Source organism: Thalassospira sp. NFXS8, assembly GCF_040148805.1.
GTDB lineage: Bacteria > Pseudomonadota > Alphaproteobacteria > Rhodospirillales > Thalassospiraceae > Thalassospira.
In genome coordinates, this window is sequence record NZ_JAGEMF010000002.1 from 1,567,703 (window position 1) to 1,589,360 (window position 21,658).

The 21,658-nt window shown below is 52.4% G+C and carries 19 protein-coding genes; 6 read left to right on the plus strand and 13 right to left on the minus strand.

From position 1 onward, the window contains the following. Window positions 1-48: 48 nt before the first annotated feature. Together J4E05_RS16275 and J4E05_RS16280 are read right to left on the minus strand one after the other, a co-directional pair. Window positions 49-1,302, minus strand: coding sequence for an MFS transporter (locus J4E05_RS16275; protein ID WP_349597508.1), 1,254 nt, complete (start codon window positions 1,300-1,302; stop codon window positions 49-51). After that, a complete protein-coding gene (locus J4E05_RS16280) occupies window positions 1,299-2,006 on the minus strand; it encodes a GNAT family N-acetyltransferase (protein ID WP_349597510.1) in 708 nt (235 codons plus the stop codon). Before J4E05_RS16280 ends, J4E05_RS16275 begins: the two co-directional genes overlap by 4 nt. 117 nt (window positions 2,007-2,123) lie before the next feature. Between J4E05_RS16280 and J4E05_RS16285 the strand changes: the two genes are divergently transcribed. Then, entirely contained in the window at window positions 2,124-3,026 is a 903-nt protein-coding gene (locus J4E05_RS16285; protein WP_349597513.1) for a LysR family transcriptional regulator, read from the plus strand. A 117-nt stretch (window positions 3,027-3,143) separates the two neighbouring features. Here J4E05_RS16285 and J4E05_RS16290 read toward each other — a convergent pair whose 3' ends face one another. The 3 genes from J4E05_RS16290 to J4E05_RS16300 form a co-directional block, all read right to left on the minus strand. Next, complete coding sequence (locus tag J4E05_RS16290) at window positions 3,144-3,953, minus strand: DeoR/GlpR family DNA-binding transcription regulator (RefSeq protein ID WP_349597515.1); 810 nt, start codon at window positions 3,951-3,953, stop codon at window positions 3,144-3,146. Between the two features lie 153 nt (window positions 3,954-4,106). After that, window positions 4,107-4,790 carry a DUF1013 domain-containing protein gene (locus tag J4E05_RS16295; RefSeq protein ID WP_085595147.1) on the minus strand — a complete coding sequence of 228 codons (684 nt, stop codon included), beginning with the start codon at window positions 4,788-4,790 and terminating at the stop codon, window positions 4,107-4,109. A gap of 276 nt (window positions 4,791-5,066) precedes the next feature. Then, window positions 5,067-6,074: an NAD(P)H-quinone oxidoreductase gene (locus tag J4E05_RS16300; protein ID WP_349597517.1), complete on the minus strand. Its 1,008-nt coding sequence runs from the start codon at window positions 6,072-6,074 to the stop codon at window positions 5,067-5,069. Between the two features lie 169 nt (window positions 6,075-6,243). Between J4E05_RS16300 and J4E05_RS16305 the strand changes: the two genes are divergently transcribed. Then, on the plus strand, window positions 6,244-6,441 hold the full coding sequence (locus J4E05_RS16305) for a DUF1192 domain-containing protein (RefSeq protein ID WP_085595143.1): 198 nt from the start codon (window positions 6,244-6,246) through the stop codon (window positions 6,439-6,441). A 391-nt stretch (window positions 6,442-6,832) separates the two neighbouring features. Further along, entirely contained in the window at window positions 6,833-7,288 is a 456-nt protein-coding gene (locus J4E05_RS16310) for a DUF1465 family protein (protein WP_085595141.1), read from the plus strand. Between the two features lie 236 nt (window positions 7,289-7,524). Here the strand turns inward: J4E05_RS16310 and J4E05_RS16315 are convergent, their stop codons facing one another. Beyond that, a complete protein-coding gene (locus tag J4E05_RS16315) occupies window positions 7,525-9,267 on the minus strand; it encodes an adenylate/guanylate cyclase domain-containing protein (RefSeq protein WP_349597519.1) in 1,743 nt (580 codons plus the stop codon). Between the two features lie 226 nt (window positions 9,268-9,493). Continuing rightward, complete coding sequence (gene rpmE / locus J4E05_RS16320) at window positions 9,494-9,721, minus strand: 50S ribosomal protein L31 (protein ID WP_073956141.1); 228 nt, start codon at window positions 9,719-9,721, stop codon at window positions 9,494-9,496. 224 nt (window positions 9,722-9,945) lie between these two features. Between rpmE and cyaY the strand changes: the two genes are divergently transcribed. Next, window positions 9,946-10,278: an iron donor protein CyaY gene (gene cyaY, locus J4E05_RS16325; protein ID WP_246833090.1), complete on the plus strand. Its 333-nt coding sequence runs from the start codon at window positions 9,946-9,948 to the stop codon at window positions 10,276-10,278. Between the two features lie 50 nt (window positions 10,279-10,328). Beyond that, on the plus strand, window positions 10,329-12,125 hold the full coding sequence (locus J4E05_RS16330; RefSeq protein WP_085595136.1) for an ABC transporter transmembrane domain-containing protein: 1,797 nt from the start codon (window positions 10,329-10,331) through the stop codon (window positions 12,123-12,125). Window positions 12,126-12,307: 182 nt separating this feature from the next. On the opposite strand, the gene J4E05_RS16335 is transcribed toward J4E05_RS16330, so the two are convergent. From J4E05_RS16335 to J4E05_RS16355, 5 genes are all read right to left on the minus strand, one after another. Next, complete coding sequence (locus J4E05_RS16335) at window positions 12,308-13,627, minus strand: NAD(P)/FAD-dependent oxidoreductase (RefSeq protein WP_349597522.1); 1,320 nt, start codon at window positions 13,625-13,627, stop codon at window positions 12,308-12,310. Between the two features lie 43 nt (window positions 13,628-13,670). Further along, a complete protein-coding gene (locus tag J4E05_RS16340) occupies window positions 13,671-14,441 on the minus strand; it encodes an amino acid ABC transporter ATP-binding protein (RefSeq protein ID WP_349597523.1) in 771 nt (256 codons plus the stop codon). After that, window positions 14,438-15,784, minus strand: a complete 1,347-nt coding sequence (locus J4E05_RS16345; RefSeq protein WP_349597525.1) for an amino acid ABC transporter permease — start codon at window positions 15,782-15,784, stop codon at window positions 14,438-14,440. The genes J4E05_RS16340 and J4E05_RS16345 overlap by 4 nt, the downstream gene beginning before the upstream one ends. Continuing rightward, the gene (locus tag J4E05_RS16350; protein WP_349597527.1) at window positions 15,785-17,017 is read right to left on the minus strand and encodes an amino acid ABC transporter permease; all 1,233 of its coding nucleotides are present in this window, start codon (window positions 17,015-17,017) and stop codon (window positions 15,785-15,787) included. A 76-nt stretch (window positions 17,018-17,093) separates the two neighbouring features. Beyond that, the gene (locus J4E05_RS16355; protein ID WP_349597529.1) at window positions 17,094-18,143 is read right to left on the minus strand and encodes an amino acid ABC transporter substrate-binding protein; all 1,050 of its coding nucleotides are present in this window, start codon (window positions 18,141-18,143) and stop codon (window positions 17,094-17,096) included. 200 nt (window positions 18,144-18,343) lie between these two features. Between J4E05_RS16355 and J4E05_RS16360 the strand changes: the two genes are divergently transcribed. Beyond that, complete coding sequence (locus tag J4E05_RS16360) at window positions 18,344-19,243, plus strand: LysR family transcriptional regulator (protein ID WP_085595155.1); 900 nt, start codon at window positions 18,344-18,346, stop codon at window positions 19,241-19,243. 118 nt (window positions 19,244-19,361) lie between these two features. Here J4E05_RS16360 and J4E05_RS16365 read toward each other — a convergent pair whose 3' ends face one another. Beyond that, the gene (locus tag J4E05_RS16365) at window positions 19,362-20,726 is read right to left on the minus strand and encodes a M23 family metallopeptidase (RefSeq protein ID WP_349597531.1); all 1,365 of its coding nucleotides are present in this window, start codon (window positions 20,724-20,726) and stop codon (window positions 19,362-19,364) included. Window positions 20,727-21,658: the final 932 nt, after the last annotated feature.

Consider the following 21,658-nt stretch of genomic DNA (forward strand, 5'->3'; position numbering starts at 1 on the left):
CTGCACACCCTTGTTGGGCCCGAATACCCTTGACCGTCCGCTACCCGTTTAGGGGCGGGCGGTTTTTTTATGACGGGTGATATATAAATACAATATCAGCGATGCTAGAAACGCGCCGCCTGACAGGGTGATCAAAATGATCATAGCCGGCGATGCGCCAAACCGGTTTATGGCCATTGCAAACAGCGACGGTGCCAATGCTGATAAAACAAAGCCCGGTAATAAGAGCGTGCCCACCTGTTTGCCATAGTGGCTGCTATCAAAAATCACCAAGGGCAATGTTCCCCGTGTGATGGTCAGTACCCCGTTGGCGGCCCCGAAAGACAACGCAAAAACTGCGGCAGGCCACAGCGAAATGCCCGCAGCCAACCCAACGATGAATGACAGAACCAGCAATAACGACGCGCAGACGGTAACCACAGCCGGGCTGATGTGATGTCCAAACAGGGTATCGGCCAGTCGTGATGCCAGTTGCCCGAACCCGCGCAAACTGGCGATGTTAATTGCTTGCGCACCAATCAGCCCCAGCCCCGCCAGAAGGGCAATCATGTGGGCTGACATTGCTGCGTTGATAATATTCATCAGCGACATGATTGTGGCATATAGCACGCCGCACACCAGTTGTTGATGTTTTGTCAGGACCGGGATGCCCGCAGGTGCAAGGGGAGTGTGATGGCGCTTTTCATCTGGTTGGGCCGTTTGAGTGTGATGCGATATTGGGGAGACGTGACCCTTTGCCGTATTGTTTCCCGTGCCCGATGGCAGGGATAAATGTAGCGGAAAGGTTAGCAGTGCAAACCCGGCATAGCTTAAAAGGGCAATGGTCAGGCCAAACTGAACGTCAATATAATGTCCCAGCGGCCAGAATACGGTGGAGGCCAATCCGCCAAATAGCGTGATTTGCCCCATGCTACGCCGCGCGGCAATGCCACCGATGCGGGCCAATGTCGCAAATGCAGCGTCATATAATGTAAGTCGCATGGCAATGCCCAGTATAACCCACGCCAGAAAATAGAAGCCAAGGTTACCGGCAAAGGCAAGGGTTATGCAGCCTGCCACATGAAAAAGCGACCCGGCCGCCATCACCAGGCGCCCACCGTGGAGGTCAATCAGTTTGCCACAGAGCGGCGAGACGGCCCCCATCACCAGCAACGACAGCGAAAAACCGCCATAAATAATGGTGTCACTCCAGCCGTGCTGTTGTGCAAGTCGGCTACCAAAATTTCCAATCAGGTAATAGGCCGTTCCCCAACTGATCAATTGCGCAATGCCAAGCCGGATCACCAGACCTGCGCTGATCATTTTGCGTGTGTGGGCGAAGATGTGGGGCAGGGGGCATTGGCGGGGCCAGCGGCAGAAAGGGCTGCAGGTTTCTGGGGTGCGGGGATTACGGGTGTGGTTGATTTTAACGGGCGCTGCATTAAAACGGAATCTAACCAGCGGCCAAATTTATAACCCACATTGTAAAATGTGCCGCTGGGTTGAAACCCGTGTTTGCGGTGAAGGGCGATAGAACCATAATTCTGGCTGTCGCCAATCGCGGCGACCATTTGCCGCCATGGCCCGGCATCGCACTGTTCGATCAGGCTGGTGATTAAAAGGCTGCCAATGCCTTTGCCCTGATGGGCGGGGGCGACATAAATCGAATCTTCTACCGTATGGCGATAGGCTGTGCGGGGGCGATATGGCCCGGCATAGGCATAGCCACATAAATCACCGGTGGTTTCCTCAATCGCAACCAGATAGGGAAAGCCACCCGCGATTAGCGCTTGCTGGCGTTTGGCAAGTTCGTTTTCGTCCGGGGCGATTTCTTCGAACGAGGCTGTGCCTTCCAAAACCGCCTGCCGGTAAATTGCAGTAATTGCCGGAATATCAAAAACGGTTGCATCACGCACCAAAACGGGCGCAGCAGGTGTTGGCGCGATAATGGTATCGTCGGGGCAGGCCGGGCTGTTGCTGGCCGTTGGCGGTATGCTTGCTATTTCGGTGCCGGATCGATCATTCATCAGATAGCTTCTTTGCCGGTTGCGCCGGGGTGGCGGGATACGATTGGCAAAATATAGATTGGTTTTTATCATAAGTATGTGTTTGATTATTTATACAAACCATAAGGAAAACCAATAGTGCGCGGATTTAACCTGGATCACCTGCAAACCTTTGCCGATGTTATTGATCTGGGCAGTTTTTCGGCCGCAGCCGAACGCCGGAATTTAAGCCAGCCCGCAATCAGCCAGCAGGTAAAGCTGCTGGAAACACGGCTTGGCGTTCGACTGATCGAACGCATTGGCAAACGTGCCATGCCAACGGCGGCGGGCCAGGCATTGCGTGCGCATATCGGGCCGATCGACCATGCTCTTCGTGATGCACTGGATGCTGTGGCATCGTTTGGCGATGGTGTGCGCGGGCGGGTAAGGATCGGTTGCGGGGCAACAGCCTGCATATATTTTTTGCCTGCTGTTCTGGCAGATATTCAGCATCGTTTTCCCGATTTGGAAATTTCGGTAAAAACCGGCAATACCGCCGAAATGACCCGGCTGGTTGAGGATAACGACCTTGATATCGGGTTTGTGACCCTGCCGGTAAACAGCCGTGCCCTGGATATAACCCCGATTATGAAAGACCCGTTTGTGGCAATTTTTGCCGCCGACGCCAATGTTGGCGATGTTGTTACCCCACAGGTGTTGGCGGGGTTTCCGCTGGTATTTTTTGAACAGGGGTCAAACACACGCAACATTGCCGATGGGTGGCTGCGGGCAGACGGTAATGTGGCCGCGCGCCCGGTTATGGAACTTGGCAGTGTCGAGGCGATCAAGGAACTTGTTGGCGCGGGACTTGGGGCTTCAATATTGCCATCAATGGCGGTGGTGCCAGGGCGCACGCGCCTGCCTGTCGTGTCGCGGCCCCTGTTGCCGGATTTGGGGCGGGAACTGGCGGTTATTTTGCGTCGTGATAAAACCCTCACAGCCGGGTTGCGGGCGGTTCATAACGGGATACAGGCCGCCGGGCTGGGGAATATGGTTTTGTAAGGTGCCATTAAAAAATTAACCAACTGGGCAATTAGGCGCGCCTAATGTCTGGTCATGCGCCCTGTTCATTATTGTCAATTAACGTCCACGTTGCCCCTTGCCAGTTTCCACCAGGTATCAATGATCGTCCGGAACATAAAAGGTTGGAAATTCGGCACCTGGTTCGGGCACATGCAGATCAACACCGGTTTTTTCGATCATGGCGATGATCGGGTCGGGCGGGGTCGTGTCGGTAAAAAATGCTGTTACCTGGGCAATATTGCCGCCGCGTACCACGGCGTTACGTCCAAATTTGGTGTGATCTGCCACCAGATAATTCTGCCGTGAATTGGCAAGAATGGCCGAGCGGGCGCGCACTTCCTGTTCATCAAAATCAAGCAGGCTGCCATCCGGGTCTATGCCGCCAACACCGAAAATGCCGTAATCAACCTTATAACTGTTAAAGAAAGTTTCGACTTCGGGGCCTAGAACGTCGCGATCACGGTTTCGCAGGCGACCGCCAATCAGAGTAACATCAAAGCTGTCATTGGTGGCCGCAACGTAGGCTACATTCAGATTATTGGTAAATATGCGCAAGGATCGGTGCTGCAAAAGCGCACTGGCAACCAGTTCCGGTGTGGTGCCGATGGAAAAGAACAATGATGCTCCATCGGGAATGTGACGCGCCACCAGGGCCGCAATTTTGCGTTTTTCATTTACATGTAAAACCTTGCGGGCGCGATAGGCGATGTTTTCGTGTTCCAGGGCTGGTTCAACTCCGCCATGGCGACGGCGCAATAAACCTTCTTCACACAGCGCATTTACATCGCGGCGAATGGTTTGTGCTGTAACCTGAAAACGCTCGGCAAGGTCTTCAATGGTACGAAATCCGTCAGCGCGGACTGTTTCTACAATACTGGCCTGACGTTCGGTTGGGCGTTTTTGCATAAAATTGTTTTTCTATCGGCCTGTTTGAAGGTGCGAATGAATGCTAATGCAGGCGCGTTTCAATAATATGACGGTTCGGCTGCATTCATATGAAACCAACAATCTGACCAAAAAGAAAGGCCGCCTTTCGGCGGCCTGACTGATTTGATCGGGTTAGCTGCGGAAAAGGTTCTCGGCAGCTTCCTTGTAATCGTGAGAAGACTTGCCACGTTCTTCTTTTTTCTCTTTTTCGGCACCGGGAAAATCGGGTTCCGGTTTGATCTGCAATTCTTCGGGCAGCGGATCGGGCTCGACATCGCGGACAATTTTTTCCGGGTTTTTGTTGCGTGCGATCACAACCTGTTTTTCCAGGTCAAGTTCGGTGCAAAGACCCATGGTAACGGGATTGCGCGGTACAAGATTGGACGAATTCCAATGGCTGCGATCGCGAATTTTGCCGATCGTATCCTTGGTGGTGCCAATCAGTTTGCAAACCTGCGAATCTGCAAGTTCCGGATGGTGCTTTAGCAGCCACGCAATGGCATTCGGGCGATCCTGGCGTTTTGAAACCGGGGTATAACGCGCACCTTTGCTTTGCGAACGCGGGCGCGGAAGGTCCGATTTTGCCAACTTGAGAACTTCGCGCGGGTCGCCCTCGCAACGGGTGATTTCTGCCTGGGTCAACTGACCATTTGCCACCGGGTCACGCCCGACGATCCCCTGGCTGACATCGCCATCGGCGATTGCCTGGATTTCAAGCTCGTGCAAACCGGTGAAGGCGGCAATCTGCCGGAATGACAAGCCGGTATTGTCGATAAGCCATACAGCAGTTGCTTTCGGCATGAGGGGCTGAGCCATAATTCCTCCTGTTATCATTTAACTTCTGGAGACCGGCGATGGGTAAAGCCCCAAAACGCGGCAATATCTGCCCCAGAATATAATCTCTTTTGGTGGATCGGCAACGCAGCAGGCCAACCAACGGTTAGCCGCGCGCGAATGCCCAACGCACCACTGCGTTCTTTTCGGTCAATGCGCACCTAAAAGCAACATTCTGTTGCGATTAAGGGGCAATAATATTTTTGCAGGTCCGATTTGCCCGTTTTAAACGTTAAAATCGGCCTTTGGACCGGCATCTTAACCCATTTTGATCACGACTTTGCCAATATGGGCCCCGTCTTTCAGGATATCGTGTCCCTGCTGGGCATCGTCAAATGCAACCTCGCGGTAAATTACCGGTTTTATCCTGCCTTCTTCGATCAGTGGCCAAATGGTTTTGCGCAGTTTGTCGGCAATCGCCCCTTTGGCGGCAACAGGCTGGGCGCGTAATGTGGAACCGGTCAGGGTCAGGCGTTTGCGCAATAACGGCAAAAAGTTGGTTTCGGCCTTGGGGCCGCGTAAAAAGGCAATCACGGCAATGCGGCCATCCTGCGCTGCACATTTGAAATCGCGGTCGATATAATCGCCAGCCACCATATCAAGGATGACATTTGCCCCTTTGCCATCGGTTGCTTCCATTACGGCGGCAACAAAATCCTGATCGCGATAGTTTATGGCGTGATCTGCTCCCAGCTTGCGGCAGGCCTCGCATTTTTCATCACTACCTGCTGTGGCAATCACCGTCGCACCCATGGCCTTTGCCATTTGAATGGCGGTGGTGCCAATGCCCGATGTGCCGCCATGGACCAAAAATACCTCGCCCGCCTGCAACTGCGCCTTGTCGAATACATTGTGCCAGACGGTAAAAAACGTTTCAGGCAGGCAGGCTGCTTCGGTCAGGGATAACCCCTTTGGTACTGGCAGGCATTGTTGCGCCGGGACCACCGCATATTGCGCATAGGCACCGCCTGTTACCAGCGCGCACACATCCATACCCGGTTGCCATTCACCGCAATCATCCCCGCAGGCAACGATTTGCCCGGCCAGTTCCAGCCCCGGGATATCGGATGCGCCGGGCGGCGGCGGATACATGCCTGCGACTTGCATCAAATCGGGGCGGTTAATGCCGGCTGCGGCAATTTTGACCAGGACTTCGCCAGGACCGGGACGGGGACACGGCCCGTTTTGTGTAACCAGTCGCCCGTTTTCACCACTTTCTTCAATTGCGATGATTTTTATGGTGTCAGGAATTTTTTGCGTGCTCATGTCTTGTCCTTTGTGGCGAAATGGATGTTTGATCATTATCTAGTTTTCAGTTCGAGATATGAAAGGTTTTTGTTGCCATGATGTTGCGCTCTGTTGGATCGGACGGGCGACCCAAACCGGCGGCAAGGCTTTTTGATGTGTCCTGTTGGAACAGCAACGACGGAGGGCGATGATGGCGCAAGACGATATTCTGGCTCAGGCAGCCGCGGGGATGCCGGTGGGTATTCCGCGCGACCTTGAGGATATGTCTGTTGAAAACCTGGCTGATTACAAAGCCGTCCTGTTGTCGGAAATAGAACGGGTCGAACAGGCGCTGGTGCGCCGCGACGGTGTGCGCAAAGGGGCCGAAGCCCTTTTTAGAACCTGAATATTTCAATGAAAGTTCATTAGGGTGTCACTTAAATGATAAAATAAACCCTGGGTTCATTGAATGTTAATTCTGCCGATCTATATGTAAGATTAAGGGTTCAGTTTTACCCTTGTCGAACGTGATGTTTCGATGCCTCCCTGTTAAACTGGGCCGCCCTTTGGTAGGGCGGTTCTTTTTTATGCTGAGGATACGTACTAATACGTATAGTCACATTTTTGACACTTATGCGCTTGACCGAGCCGGAGCCGGGAGTATAGATTCGCAAAAAATAAAACAGTCCGGCAAGTTTAGCAGGTTGAGGCGAGGTCGCTCTTATCAGGAGCGGCCTCTTCGTCTTTTGGTACCCTTGATGCTTGAACTACATTCCAGATAGTCCAATATACGGTGGATGACATATGATCCGCCGCCATTGCGTGGAAAAAGTAACTATGACAGCAATTTTGTCATCGTGCCGTTTTCCAAGACTTATGACGAGGCCCTGACCCTTTTGGTCGAGGCCCGGGACTACCTGTCTGCCAATCGCAAGCGTGACAGGCTAGACCTGTTAAGCGATGGCGCGATTGCCCAGTTCCGCGAAGAAATGCGTATGACCACGCGGCTGATCCGCTCCATGGCGTGGCTGTTGTCGGTTCGCGCGGTGGAGGCCGGTGAAATAGACTGGTCGGATGCGGTTGATGGCGACGATTTGATGGTTGATATTAAAATATGCATTCAGGATGACCGTGATCGTTGTTCAACAATAACCCCGGCTTTGCTTGATTTAATGGATCGTGCCCATTCGCTTTATATGCGCGCGGCCCGTATGGAATTGCAGGTCGCAGCCCGGCATCGCCCGGCGGATTGACGGCGACAATGCCTGTAGCCCTGCAAGGGTTGCCACAGGCGGCTTTTGCTTTGGGTTACTTTCGTTCAATTGCCATTTCGGGATGAATACAGGAACGGCTGGCGGGTGCTTTGGGCATTCGGCTAGGCGCCGGGCAATTGGACTGCGATATAAGGGGGATCCTGATGATACGGTGATACTGTATCCGTCCCCCGTCGTCATCGCTGTTCCAACAGGTGTTGATCGTATCGTAGCGCCTATTTGGTGCGGCTGGTTACGGCAAAAACTTCGATCGGGGTGTCAAAACCCTTCATTGTTCGTGCTCCACGCGAGGTAAAGGTTGCTCGCTTGCCTGCATATGTTTCCCGGACGGCGGGTGATACCAGTGTTTCGTCGCCGGTGGCGGCTGCACATACCCGTGCCGCAAGTTGCACAACCGCCCCGAATAAATCGTTTTCCTCGGCAAGGGCCTCGCCGGCATTGATACCAATGCGAACATGGAATTCCAGTTTTCCCGTCGCGTTATATCGGGCCATTTGCCGCTGAATTTCAATAGCACCTTCAACGGCCGCATTGGACGACGGGAAAACGGCCATTATGCCGTCCCCCATATGTTTCACTTCTTTTCCGTAATTGTTCAAAAGTGCCGTACGAACAATTTTATTGTGTGCATGTATCATTTGTTGCGCGCCAGTATCGCCAAGTTCCTGGGTTAACCGGGTTGAATTGACAATATCGGTGAACATCAGGGCATGAATTTTTTTACCCGGTTGCTGTGTTGTCGGGGCCGGTTTTTCCGACCAGATAGTCAGGGCATGGGCGACAGACACCGAAATGCTGTTTTCATCTTTCATGAAATTCAGCATAGAATCGCGTCCCGCCCCATACATATCGTTATATTTGGGTTCCAGCAGGTATTGATCCACGCTGTTGCAAAAGGTTTCCGACATTTTGCCGTTGGCCCCAAGGGCTGAAATGCAATCGCGTAAAATGGTGCGGCCATTATCATGCGGCAGGGCGTTGCGCTCGCTGCATGCATCGCACGCCCCGGCAACATACAGATTGATGCCAAATTTATGATAGGCATCCATTTGTGGCATGGTCTCGCTAATTGCAATCACCGACCCCGCCATAAAATCACGCATGATTTGCCGGGTTGCCTGCAAGGCCGGGGTTTTTTCCGGTTCGGGGTGTTCGGGCTGGCCTGTTGCTTCACTGTCATCTTCGTCAGGGGGCGCGGGGGTGCTGGCCGGTTCGTCGCTGGCAGCGGCACGGTTTTCTTCCAGGCTGCGGCGCAGGGCCTCGGCCCGGGCCTGACGCATTTGTTCGTCGGTTGGGCCACTGGGAATTGTCGGGGCGACTGCGGCCTGGTCCGGGGTGTTATCTTTTTTGCGGCTGCGTGACGAGCTGCGAAACTGCCGGGTCAGAGCCATTGTCATGGGCGTAATTGAGACGACAAACCCAAGGACAAAGGCAAAAAAGTTGGCCTTTTCAAACACCCCCTGGCTGATGTGATAGCCCATGCCCGGCAGATATTCCAGCAAGCGTGCCGAGCCCAGCATAACCGCAAGCCCAATGGCTATAGCCCCGCAAAAAGCCAGTAGCAGCTTAAGAATCAGCCCGATCAGGCCGATATCCTTCTTTTTGCGCGGCTTTGATTTTGTTTTGGCAGCCGGGGCAGTGTCATTGTTTTCGTCGGGGGCGGGGTCGGCAACCTGCTCGATGGAATGGGCAGCACGCGAGGTCGCAATCTTTTCGCGGCTTTCAGCATCGCGAGTCTGATATACGATATATTCGTCAGCACTGTTGGTTTCGCTGCTGTAAACCTCGCGGATCAGCTTGACAGCCATCACATGCTGTTCACGCTCAAGCTGATGGGTTTCCTCTTCGGCAATCGCTTTTTGCGCACCGGTATAGTGGGCATGAATAACCCACTTGCCCATTCTGTCTTTTATATAGATTTCATAGCTGATCTGCTTGCGCGCGACCATCTGATTCATACCTCGCGCCCCCGCGAAAACGGCATGACATACATGTTACCCGCCTCGATCATTCTGTCCCGGTTCAAGTATGGCAAGAAACGTTGAACTATACCATAGTTTGGTAAGGCATATGAGGCGTGTCAGCGTGTATATAAAGATGGCGCAGAAAAGAAAAACGCCCACCGCATCTTTTGGATGCAGCGGGCGATAATCCCATAAATCGCAAAAAACGCGATTTGTGTTCTTAGTTATTACCGATATTGAAACCAGCGAAACGCTTTTTGAACTTGGCAAGCTGTCCACCGCTGTCAAGAAGACGATGAACACCCGTCCAAGCCGGATGGCTCTTCGGATCAATGTCCAGCTTCATGACGTCGCCCGGTTTACCCCAGGTCGACTTGGTGGTGTAGGTGCTGCCGTCCGTCATCTGAACGGTGATTTCATGGTAATCGGGATGGATGTCTTGTTTCATCGCCTATCACTCCGGAATTTGAAGCGCGGTGTATAAGCGAAAAAATCCAACTGCGCAACCCCTGTCACCGTAAATATCTCGGATCAGGCAAAACGCAGGATTTCCTTGCCGTCATTGATGATGTCTACTTGCACGCTTCACCTTATATAGTATGGTGCGCCAACGGACCAAAACGATCACGGGTACGGCAACACGCCCTCCCGCCTGACAGACGGAGTTTGATTGTGCCTCTTGAAGAAACCTTTTTTCATCGCCTTGCGGATCAGACCATCGAAACCATCTCTGATGTTGTTGATGATGCAATCGGTGACAAGATTGACGTTGATCTGGAAGCCGGTATTTTAACGATCGAACTCGATTCGGGTGAACAGTTTATCATTAACAAACACGCCCTTAACCGTCAGATCTGGATGTCCTCACCCGTAAGCGGTGCCAGCCATTATGATTATGACGAAGACACCGAAAGCTGGCGCTCCACCCGGGGGGCCACAACCTTGCACGAACAGCTTGCTGCCGATCTTGCCGTTAAGACCGGGCACAAGATCGCGCTGGACTAAATCCTTGGTCCGGCGTTTTCCTGTCGATATTACAGAACTGGAATATTGCCGTGGCGACCTCTCCGCGAAAGTCCCCCCGCCTCGAAGATCGTGATCGAAGCCGGGATCTCTCCTCTTTGCGGGCTATTGTGCCCTTTATTAAACCCTATAAATTACAAATAGCTGGTGCCTCCCTTGCCCTGATTGTGGCGTCGGGTACGGTTTTGGCTTTGGGTAACGGGTTGCGTTTTCTGGTCGACAAGGGCTTTGCCGATGGCAATGGCGGCCTTCTTGACCAGGCGTTATTTGTGCTTTTAGGCTTCACCATTCTGATGGCGCTTGCCAGTTATTCCCGATTCTATCTGGTTTCCTGGATCGGGGAACGCGTTGTCGCCGACATTCGCCGGGCGATTTATGCTCACATCATTCGTCTTGATCCCGGCTTTTTTGAAGTCACCCGCACCGGCGAGGTGTTGTCACGCCTGACAACCGACACTTCCCTGTTGCAGGTGGTTATCGGTTCCAGTGTTTCTATTGCGCTTCGCAATATTCTTATGTTCGTCGGCGGCCTGGCGATGTTGGCCATTACCAGCCCCAAATTGACGGCTCTTGTCTTGCTGGTCGTGCCGTTAGTGGTGGTGCCGATCATTTTTTATGGTCGCAAGGTGCGTCGTCTGTCGCGGGACTCGCAAGATCGCATCGCCGATGTCAGTGCTTTTTCCGAAGAATCGATCAATGCACTGCGCACGGTGCAGGCCTATACCCACGAAGAAATCGAAAGCAATCGCTTTAACGGGTATGTTGAAGGGGCGTTTAAAACCTCTATTTCACGTATTTCCGCCCGTGCCCTGTTGACCGCCGTGGTCATTATTATGGTGTTTGGTGCGGTTGGCGTTATTTTGTGGATCGGCGGGCATGATGTGCTGAATGGCACGATTTCCGCCGGGGAACTTTCGGCCTTTGTGTTTTATGCGGTTGTGGTGGCCGGTTCTGTCGGTGCCATCAGCGAAGTCATTGGTGATTTGCAGCGTGCCGCCGGTGCCGCCGAACGGCTGGTGGCCCTGTTACATACCCGGCCTGGCATTGCGGCCCCGGCCAATGCGGTGGCCATGCCAGACCGCCCGCAGGGTAATGTCCGGTTTGAAAATGTTACCTTCCATTACCCCGCCCGGCCTGATCGTTCCGCCCTGACCGGTTTTTCGCTTGATGTTCATGCAGGGGAAACTGTGGCGCTGGTTGGCCCGTCCGGTGCGGGTAAAACCACTGTTTTCCAATTGCTGCTGCGGTTTTACGACCCGGCTTCGGGGCTGATTTCGCTTGATGGTGTTGATATTCGACAGGCTGATCCCATTGCTGTGCGTGAACGTTTGGGGCTGGTTGCGCAGGACCCGGTTATTTTTGCTGCCAACGCCTGGGAAAACATTCGTTACGGGCGCCCCGATGCTTCAGACGCCGATGTAAGGGCTGCGGCCGATGCAGCCCATGCCAGCGAGTTTTTGGATCGTTTACCCGACGGGTTTAAAACCTTTCTGGGGGAAAAGGGTGTTCGTCTTTCCGGTGGTCAACGCCAGCGTATTGCCATTGCCCGTGCCATTTTGCGTAACCCGTCTGTGTTGCTGCTTGACGAAGCCACCAGCGCGCTGGATGCCGAAAGCGAACAGGTGGTGCAAAAGGCGCTTGAAACCATCATGAAGTCGCGCACAACACTGGTCATTGCACATCGTCTGTCGACAGTGCTGCACGCAGACCGTATCGCTGTGATTGACGATGGACAACTGGTCGCTATTGGCTCGCACCATGAATTGCTTGAAACCAGCCCGCTTTATGCCCGCCTGGCCAAACTGCAATTCGAACGCGATGCAGCTTGATAGTCTGGCCTGTTGCATTGTGTACCGATAGGCTTCTTTATTCGGGCATTATATAATTATCAAGACAACGCCGGAGATTTCATTGAAACCTCCGGCGTTTGTTTGTGTGTGACTGCGAATCGCGATGACATTTTGGGGGCTACAGCTTGGTGTCCGGGGTATCTGGCGAAGTTGGCCCCGGGCTATAGCCCCATGCGGTCGGCAAGTTCATGCCATTTCATGATCGCAGGTAAAAACCAAGGATTGCCATAATAAAACGGGCGTCCCTTAAACGGGTAATCCTCGAATGTGGTGCGGCCTTCGGCAAGGCCCATAACTTTTTGGGCGATTTTGCGCCCGAAATAGTTTGACCGGCCAACCCCGGATCCACAATAGCCCATGGCATAATGCAGGCCATCAAGCTCGCCAATATGGGGCACATGATCGAAGGTGTAGGCAACCAGCCCAGACCATGCGTAATCGATTTTTGCAGTTTGAAGCTGGGGAAATAACCGAACCATAAAATTACGCAAATAGTGTGAATAAAGGTCGGGCCGGTCCCCGCGTCCAAAGGCACGCCCGCCAAACAGGATGCGCTTGCCATCGGGCGAGGGGCGATAATAGGCTGAAAGTCTTTCGGTGCTGCCGTGGCAACGCAATTTGGGCGAAACAGAACGGATAACAGCCTCTGGCAGTTCCTCTGTTGCGATGATGGCCGAGCGAATAGGGATCAAACGCCGCTTGAATTGTGAAAATGCGCCACCGGTATAGCCGTTGGTGGCGATAATGACATGCCCGGCTTTGATTTCGCCGTTGTCAAAGCGAACGGTAAATTTCCCGTTTTGCTTTTCAACATGACGCACGGGCGTTTGTTCAACCAGCATCGCACCGTCTTTTTGGGCAATTTGGCATAATCCACGAAACAGCTTTGCCGGTTGCACGGCACCGTCGGTTGGGTAAACCAGCCCGCCATAATAACGGTTGCTGCCAACTTCCTGCATCTGTTCGTTACGGCTGACTTCAATTGCCGGGAAATCGACAATTTTTGCCAGTTCGTTTGCCTGTTCAACCAGCCCGGCATAATGTGATGGATGGCTGGCACCGCGAAACCGCCCGCATATTTGCAGGTCACAATCAATTTGTTCGTCCCGGATAAATTTTACCAGCCAGTCAAACGCGACCAGGCTTTCCTTGATCGAGGCATGAACCTGATCGCGCCCGTAATGGCGTTCCAACCCGTTAACACCCAGTTTGCTAAAACTTGGTCCCAGCATTCCACCGGTGCGGGTGCTTGCACCGCTGCCTAAATGTCCCGCTTCAAACAGGGCAACCTTTAAACCGGCACGGATCAGGGTTATGGCCGCGGACAAGCCGGTAAAACCGCCACCGACAATAACCACGTCGACAGAAGCGGGAAGATCCTGGTGTTGAAATGTCGCGGGTGCAGCCTTGATCGACGTATCTTCAAGCCAATAAGGCGCATGGGTGTAATTCGATGAATGTTTTGCCAACATTTCGATCATTTTCCGTTCTTTTGACGTGGTTGTTTTTGCAGGCTGCGATCAGCTAAAGGATATGGTCGAGAAATTCCTTCGTGCGGTCCCATTGCGGATTGAGCAAAACCTGTTCGGGCGGTCCGACTTCGACAATTTCGCCATCCTCCATAAAGACGACGCGGTCGGCGACCTGGCGGGCGAATTGCATTTCGTGGGTTACGCACACCATCGTCATGCCTGTTTTGGCAAGGTTAACCATCACATCAAGCACTTCCTTGACCATTTCCGGGTCAAGTGCGGATGTCGGTTCGTCAAACAGCATGATTTTCGGTTCCATCGCCAGGGACCGGGAAATGGCAACGCGCTGTTGCTGCCCACCCGAAATTTGCCCGGGAAAGCGATCTGCGAGATTGGCAATTCCAATCCGTTCGAGCAAACTCATGGCGATGTCGCGGGCTTCGCTGTCGCTTTTTTTACGAAGCCATGTCAGGCCCAAAGTGCAGTTTTGCAATACACTTAAATGGGGGAACAGGTTAAAGCTTTGAAAGACCATGCCGATGGTCTGATGAATATAACGGTCACTTTGGGGATTGCGCTGCAATGTGTGACCAAATACCGAAACCTCGCCTTCCTGATATTCTTCAAGATGGTTAAGGCACCGGATCAGTGTTGATTTTCCTGATCCTGAGGGGCCACACACCACCATGATCTCGCTTTCCGCAATATCAAGCGATATGTCGCGCAAAACGTGATGGGCACCATACCATTTGTTAAGTCCGCTAATTTCGATTGCGCGGCCATGGGGCTCCGGGGTGGTCGCCGAACGGTTCTGCAAAGTCATGAGCGATCCACCTTCAGGCGTTTTTCAAGGTTAAGACTGTATTGCGACATGCTGTAGCAAAGGACAAAAAACAGGATCGAGATCATGGCAATGGGTTCGGTATGCAGCCCGATCCAGTCCTTGTCGTTTGATATGTTGCGCGCCATCAGCATGATGTCGAACAGCCCGATAATGGATACCAGCGTGGTATCTTTTAAAATGCTGATGAACGATGTCATGATATTGGGGATCATAAGTCGCAATGCCTGGGGCAATACAATAAGCAGCATGGTGAACCAGTATCCCAGGCCAAGCGCCTGTGCCGCTTCATATTGCCCGCGTGGAATGGCTTGCAAACCGCCACGGATATTTTCCGCCATATAAGCCCCGGCAAAAATGCACACAGCAAACAGAACCTGCGACAGCTTGTTGAGTTCCATATCACTGGGCAGAAAAATCGGTAACAGCGTTACAGCCATAAACAAGACCGTAATCAGGGGAACGGCACGCACAAGCTCGATCACCAAAAGCGATAACCAGTGAACAACCGGCAATGTCGATTGGCGCCCCAGTGCCAGGATTACCCCAATGGGGATGGACATGGTAATGGCGAAGGTGGCGATGATCAGGGTCAGGAACAGTCCGCCCCACCGTTCGATTGCCACGGGTTGCAATTGCACCTGCGAAAGAACAGCCGCCGCAGGCAGGCTAAGGACGAGCCACACAAAAACCAGGCACAGGGGCTGTGACCAGCGGTTAAACAGACGCGATGCCAGCGGTTGAAACATTTCGCAAAGATGCGGTTTGTTTAAAATCGCCAGAAGCCAGTTTGCATACAGCAATATGAAAAAGCCACTTGCAAGGCAGGTCAGAACGCCATGAAATACTCCGATATCGACCCCGAAGGTGCCACCCAGAAACAGATAGGCGCCGAAAAACGGATATAATCCGATCCATGACAGCAAGATAAAGTTGCGATAGGCAATTTTCTGACAGCTCAGCGGGAAAAGCCACATTACGGCAAGGATGAAGCCAAGATTGATCCGCCATTGCTGGTCTGCTGGGTAGCGGCCATAAATCAGCCCGTTAAACCAGCTTATCACGCCGGCCCAGCATGCCCCCTCCGAGCTGATATTCATGCATTCGCGCCGGGTGCTGGCATGCCACACGGCATTAAACACAGCCCAGTCAAGGGCCGCGCTGATAACATACCAGCCCAGAACTACAACCGAGATTGTCAGTATGCTGTTGCCGATGGTGTTGAAACAGCGGCTGTGAATGCGCCGGATGATGGTTTGATCATTTTGGGTTGGCAGACGTGCAGGTTTCGCAACGAACTGTTTTAGCCCGGTTTTGTTGCTCATTTATCTGACCTTATACTGCACGTGGGCGTTATAGCGGTTCAGCAAATAGGAAATGCTCAGGCTGACCACGATGTAAAAACCCATAACCATTGATATGATTTCAATGGCGCGCCCTGTCTGATTGATCGAGGTCTGCATAAAAACCGACACGATTTCGGGAAACCCAATCGCAACCGCAAGCGATGAATCCTTCACGGCAACCAGCCACGAATTTGCCAAAGGCGGAATAATGGCTCGTACCGCCTGGGGGATCAGCACAAGGCGCAGGGTTTGATACCGGGAAAAACCGATTGTTGCGGCAGCTTCGTGTTGCCCCTTGTCAATGGATTGCATCCCCGCGCGAACTGTTTCGGCAATTGCCGCCGACCGGTAAACCGTCATGGCAACAAAGGCGGCACCGAACGCAGCCGGAATATATTGCCCGCCTTCAAGGTTAAATCCGTCAAGGGCAGGGACCGACCAGGTTAAAAACCGGCCTAGGACAACGATGCAGGCGATCAGTAAAGCAGCCCAGCATCCCCAACCGGCCATAACGGCCCGGGATTTTTGTGAGCGGCTATCATTGCCCGATCGGGCAAGTTGCCGCAAAAACCAACCGCCAAGCACAAAGGCACATACCGCAATAACAAACCATATGGCAGGAATATCTGACTGTGCGGTGGGGAAATAGAACCCGCGATTGTTGAGGAAAAAGACATCGCCAAAGGCAAATCCCTTGCGCGGGGGTGGCAGTGCCGAAAAAACCGCAGTGAACCAGAAAATAATCTGAATCAGCAATGGCACATTTCGAACAACCTCGACATAACAACGTGCTAGTTGTGCGACCAGCGGGTTATGCGACAGGCGAAGAATACCAACAATAGTGCCGATCAGGGTGCCAAACACGATAACCGCCGCCGATAATACCAGCGTATTGGTAATGCCCACTAAAAAGACCCGCCAGTAACTCATACCGGGGTCATAGGGAATAAGGCTCCAGCTAATATCGAACCCTGCGGTCGCGGTTAAAAAATCAAAACCGAAAACCATGCCCAGTCGGTCAAGGTTATGGGCTGCATTTGAAAACAGATAAAGAAAAAGCAAAAGCACAAGGAAAAGAACCGCGCCCTGAATAAGGCCCGCGCGTGTTGCATCTTTATTTAAAAAAGTAACCAGCGGGCGATGCCCTGCCAGCTTGGGGGCAGAACGCACCGGCGGGGATTTGTGCGGCTTTTGTATCGGGGTGGGGATCATGCCGGGAAACCGAACCTTGAAAGGTTTGAAACAGGCAGGCCCGAAGACCTGCCTGAAATGCAAGGACCAATGCGTATTAACGGAAAGACTTGGCGTACATCAGCCCGCCATCCTGCCACAAGGCGTTGAGTGTGCCTTTACGTTCAAGGCCCAGAACACTGTCGGGGCCGACATTGCGGGCATAAATTTCACCATAATTGCCAACGGCCTTGATCACTTGATATGCCCAGTCCGGCGACAGTCCAAGTCCGGTATTCAGGTCGCCTTCTGTGCCAAGGATACGGCGAACAACCGGGCTGGCCGAATTGTTTTTCATCTCATCGACATTGGCCGATGTGATGCCATATTCTTCGGCCGCAACCATTGCTTCAAAGGTCCATTTTACAATGTTGGCCCATTCGCTGTCATTCTGGGTGACGGCAAAGGACAGGGCTTCTTTTGAAATGGTTTCGGGCAGGACAACATAATCGTCCGGGTTTGGTGCGGCGGAACGTTGTGCCGCCAGGCCCGATTTGTCATTGGTCAGGGCATCGCAGTTTTCATTGAAAAATGCGGTATTACGAACTGCCGAATCATCAAATACCACGGTTTTAAGGTCCAGTCCGTGGGTGCGGCTGTAATCGGCAAGGTTCAATTCGCTTGATGTCCCGGTAAGAACACAAACCGTTGCCCCTTTCAGGTCTTTAACCGAATTCACGCCCAGATCCTTGCGCACCATGAAACCCTGGCCGTCGTAAAAATAGGTTTCAAGAAAGTCCAGGCCCTGGCTGGTGTCGCGCGACAGTGTCCAGGTCATGCCTTTGGACAGCATGTCGCCTTCGCCACTTTTGATAGACGTAAAACTTTGTGCCCATTGAACCGGCATGAATTTTACTTTTGACGCGTCACCAAACACGGCGGCGGCAACGCCGCGGCACATGTCAATGTCCATGCCCTGCCATTCGCCGTCTTTATCAAGGCTGTAAAATCCGGGAAAGGAATTGCCAATCACACAGCTCAGATAACCGCGATCTTTTACCTGTTGCAGGGTGCTGGTGCGTTCCTGTGCCATGGCCGACGAACTCGTTGCGACTTGCATCACAAAAATTGCGGTCCCCGCAGCCACAATTGACTTCACTTTATTCATTTTGAATCCCTGTTTTAAAAATTCTTGTTCATTGGGCGTTCGCCGCAGAAGCATATTCCCAGACTGAAACAGTGCAATTTGGTATCGCACTTTTTTTGTTTTTGCTGCGCTCTGATCCAACGCCTGATCTGATGCTAGTTTAAGTATTTGAATAATGATATTGAATGTTTTTAATGAGGTTATAACTTTGAGTTATGTTGATGAATGTTAAACGTTTGCGGATTTTTCACGAGGTTTTTGTCACCGGCAGTATCACCCGGGCCGCCGAAAGAAGTTTCGTTAGCCAGCCCGCTGCCAGCAAAATGCTGACCAATCTCGAAAACGATATTGGCTACAGGTTGTTTGCTCGCAGTAATGGCAAACTGATCCCGACAGACGAGGCCCATTTCCTTCATGACGAAGTTTATACCTTGCTTCAGAGCCTTAATCATCTTGATGACAGCCTGAAAGCGGCAAAAAACAACAAGGCTGGCCGGTTGCGTATTTGCAGCATTTTTGGCCCGTCTTACCGGTTCCTGCCCGAATTGATTGCACGGTACTTAAAACAACATCCGGGTGTACAGGTCAGTTTGCATCAGGCGGGGTGTTCGGTGATTCGTCAGGGAATATCAACCGGCCAATATCAGATCGGGCTTGTCGATAAATCGCAAAGTTCTTTCAGCCATGAATCGGTAGCGATGGATTTGTTATGTCATTGTGCGATTCACAAGGATCATCCGGCAGCACATCACGACGCCCTGACACCCGAGATTATAGCCGATTCTCCCTGGGTCACTCTTGATTCTGAAAACGCGACAACAAAGGCCCTAAAAAGGATTTATGCTGATCGCGGGCTTGTTTTCAATCGGGCGGTCGAGGTTCATACAACGGTTCATGCGTTGTCGTTTGTTAATCTCGGGGTCGGGGTGGCATTGGTCGATGCGCTAAATTGCCGGTTGTTCGCAGACTCATTTAACCTGTCCAATGTCAGGCTTTTGCCTTTTCGTCCGCAAATTCTTGAACCGCTAGAGGTCATCACCTCGAATGTGCATCCATTATCAGGTGTTGCACGCGAATTTTATGATGTGATGTTGGGCGAACTTCAGGCGTTTTCCCAGTGATCGGTTTCCTGTGCCCGGTACTGATATATTCCTCGAAATTTTGGAAAGACGTTCAAAAAGAAAACCCTGCCAGGGGGAACTGGCAGGGTTCGAAAGAATGACAAATCGTTAAATCGTTTTAGTCGGCACTGGCAACCTTCGCACCTTCGATCGACAATTGGGCATATTGCTTTTGCAACTGCTCCGAATTGTTGCGAAAACGGTCAAGTTCCTTCCCGGTCAGGGTCCGGCCGCTCGGCATTTTCACGCTGATCGGGTTAACCTGATGGGCTGCTTTCAGAATTTCAAAATGCAGGTGCGGCCCGGTGGCGCTACCTGTCATGCCGACATAACCAATGACATCGCCCTGTTTGACGCGTGATCCGGTATGAAGTCCCTTGGCAAACCGTGCCATGTGGCCATAGGCGGTTTCATAGGTGCTGTTATGGCGCAGGCGAATATAATTGCCATAGCCGCCAACCTTGCCAATGCGTTCAATGGTGCCGTTACCGGCGGCAAAAATCGGGGTACCGGTCGGGGCGGCAAAGTCCACACCCTGATGCATGCGGCTATATCCCAGAATCGGGTGTTTGCGCATCCCGAACCCGGATGACAGGCGCGCCCCATTTACTGGGGTCCGCATCAGCGCACGCCGGAACGATTCGCCCTTTTCGTTGTAAAAGTCCTGATTGCCATCACTGTCGGTATAGGAATACAGGCGATAATCAGTGCCACGAATATTCATGCTGGCATAAACGATATCCCCGTGACGAACCAGGTCGCCTTTGGGGTTTTTCATGTCGTCATACATGACTTCAAAGCTGTCGCCAGGCTGAATATCGCGCTGAAAGTCGACGTCATAGCTATAAAGCTTGATCATTTCCATCAGAACCGACAACGGCATGCCGTTCTTTTCTGCGGCCATAAACAGGCTTTGGTCAATGGTGCCGCTGGTCGCATTGGGTGAACTAACCAGTTCTACCTTGTCGGTCGAGGCGCTAAAACCGTCATCGGTGCGTGATACCGAAACGATGGTTTCCGCGTCGGGCTGAAAGCGCAAGGTATCAAGAAGATCCCCGGTGTCGCCGCTGATTTCGCTGGCATAAACCAGGTCAAATTCCTGACCGGCGCGTAATTTGCGCGGGTTATAAACATCGCGCAAAGCCTCAATGGCCTCAAAGGCAACCGACCGCTCAAGTCCGGCCCCGGTCAGAACCGCCATCAGGTTCGATCCCTTTTCAAGCACAACAGTGTCCTGCCGTGATGAATTATCCGAATTTTTTTGGGAACCTTCATCCACGGGAACCGTTTCCGTAACAGAAGCAATTTCCCGTGTGGTCTGGTGCTTCGGTGACATTGCCGGTTTTGGCATGGTCGTGGTTTCTGCTGCATAGGCAGAAAGCGGACTATGGTGTCCCTGTTGTGCGTCAGAAAGAATATAGCCGGTTGTCCCGCCAATGATGGCCGCAAGCGCAGCAAACGATACGATTTGTCTTCCGGCCATCGCCGTAGATCTCCCCTGTCATCAAAAATGCAGTGTACCCAACGAGTTGCTCTTTTTGGCAACATCGGCGGAAATGTTATACAAAACGGCAGGCAATTATGAAACCCCAATTACCGGGTTTTGTATTTGAAGGTGCCAAAAGCAGTGTGCCAGCAGGAAGGTTTAAGAAGTATTGAGGCTCGCTGAATATCCTGCTGAAAATTCTGTTGCTGGCGGGCGCCATCTGCCCGGCGACAATGGCAGGAAAATGGCAATGATTTAACGATCTGAAATGGTCGTCTTTTTATCGCAATAACCTTGTTGCCTTTCCATCATGCAGCACCGCATCGCACCTTGGGTCATTAAGCGAAGGGGGCTCTCTATATATATGTGAAAATCATCAGGTCTCTCATCTGCATGATATGTTGCAGTTTCTCTCTTGTTAATATGCCTGTTGCTTTGACATCGCCCTGATCTCGATCAGATGTGTGATGTTTGTTGTCCAACTGGCTTTTGCTGCCTTCATTTCGGGGTAAATTGGCGTCTTTGATCCGTAATTTCCCCATCTCGGCCTAAGGTTACCCCGCATAAATGGCGTGTTTACCGCGTCGTAGCAGGTCGGTTTCGCGCTGTGCGGGAGGGGTGGTTGTCGACATTCCCTCTTGGGTTATCCTTCTGCCTGCCAAGCGCAGTTTTTTCCAAAAAACGTGATTTTTGTTTAAAAAAGGTGTTTACAGGTGGCGGACTGGGGCCTATAACCCGCCTCCACCGACGGGGTGCGGCGCTGGTTACTAGGGCGACGCGGACTGGTCGGGGCGGGGATTTTCCCCGGAGTTCTTTGACATTGTTGATCAGTAGGAAGGGATGCGCGGGCGGCGTTATGGCGCTACAGTCTGTGCATCCTGGAGACGACGGACCTTTTGGTTTGTTGGGGTTTTGGCCTCAATTGATTG

Coding starts and splice junctions, on each gene's coding strand:
- J4E05_RS16360 (WP_085595155.1), top strand. CDS start 18,344: ATGAATGTTAAACGTTTGCGGATTTTTCACGAGGTTTTTGTCACCGGC.
- J4E05_RS16355 (WP_349597529.1), bottom strand. CDS start 18,143: ATGAATAAAGTGAAGTCAATTGTGGCTGCGGGGACCGCAATTTTTGTG.
- J4E05_RS16275 (WP_349597508.1), bottom strand. CDS start 1,302: ATGATCAGCGCAGGTCTGGTGATCCGGCTTGGCATTGCGCAATTGATC.
- J4E05_RS16345 (WP_349597525.1), bottom strand. CDS start 15,784: ATGAGCAACAAAACCGGGCTAAAACAGTTCGTTGCGAAACCTGCACGT.
- J4E05_RS16295 (WP_085595147.1), bottom strand. CDS start 4,790: ATGGCTCAGCCCCTCATGCCGAAAGCAACTGCTGTATGGCTTATCGAC.
- J4E05_RS16300 (WP_349597517.1), bottom strand. CDS start 6,074: ATGAGCACGCAAAAAATTCCTGACACCATAAAAATCATCGCAATTGAA.
- J4E05_RS16310 (WP_085595141.1), top strand. CDS start 6,833: ATGACATATGATCCGCCGCCATTGCGTGGAAAAAGTAACTATGACAGC.
- rpmE (WP_073956141.1), bottom strand. CDS start 9,721: ATGAAACAAGACATCCATCCCGATTACCATGAAATCACCGTTCAGATG.
- J4E05_RS16280 (WP_349597510.1), bottom strand. CDS start 2,006: ATGAATGATCGATCCGGCACCGAAATAGCAAGCATACCGCCAACGGCC.
- J4E05_RS16335 (WP_349597522.1), bottom strand. CDS start 13,627: ATGATCGAAATGTTGGCAAAACATTCATCGAATTACACCCATGCGCCT.
- J4E05_RS16340 (WP_349597523.1), bottom strand. CDS start 14,441: ATGACTTTGCAGAACCGTTCGGCGACCACCCCGGAGCCCCATGGCCGC.
- J4E05_RS16305 (WP_085595143.1), top strand. CDS start 6,244: ATGATGGCGCAAGACGATATTCTGGCTCAGGCAGCCGCGGGGATGCCG.
- J4E05_RS16290 (WP_349597515.1), bottom strand. CDS start 3,953: ATGCAAAAACGCCCAACCGAACGTCAGGCCAGTATTGTAGAAACAGTC.
- J4E05_RS16365 (WP_349597531.1), bottom strand. CDS start 20,726: ATGGCCGGAAGACAAATCGTATCGTTTGCTGCGCTTGCGGCCATCATT.
- J4E05_RS16350 (WP_349597527.1), bottom strand. CDS start 17,017: ATGATCCCCACCCCGATACAAAAGCCGCACAAATCCCCGCCGGTGCGT.
- J4E05_RS16315 (WP_349597519.1), bottom strand. CDS start 9,267: ATGAATCAGATGGTCGCGCGCAAGCAGATCAGCTATGAAATCTATATA.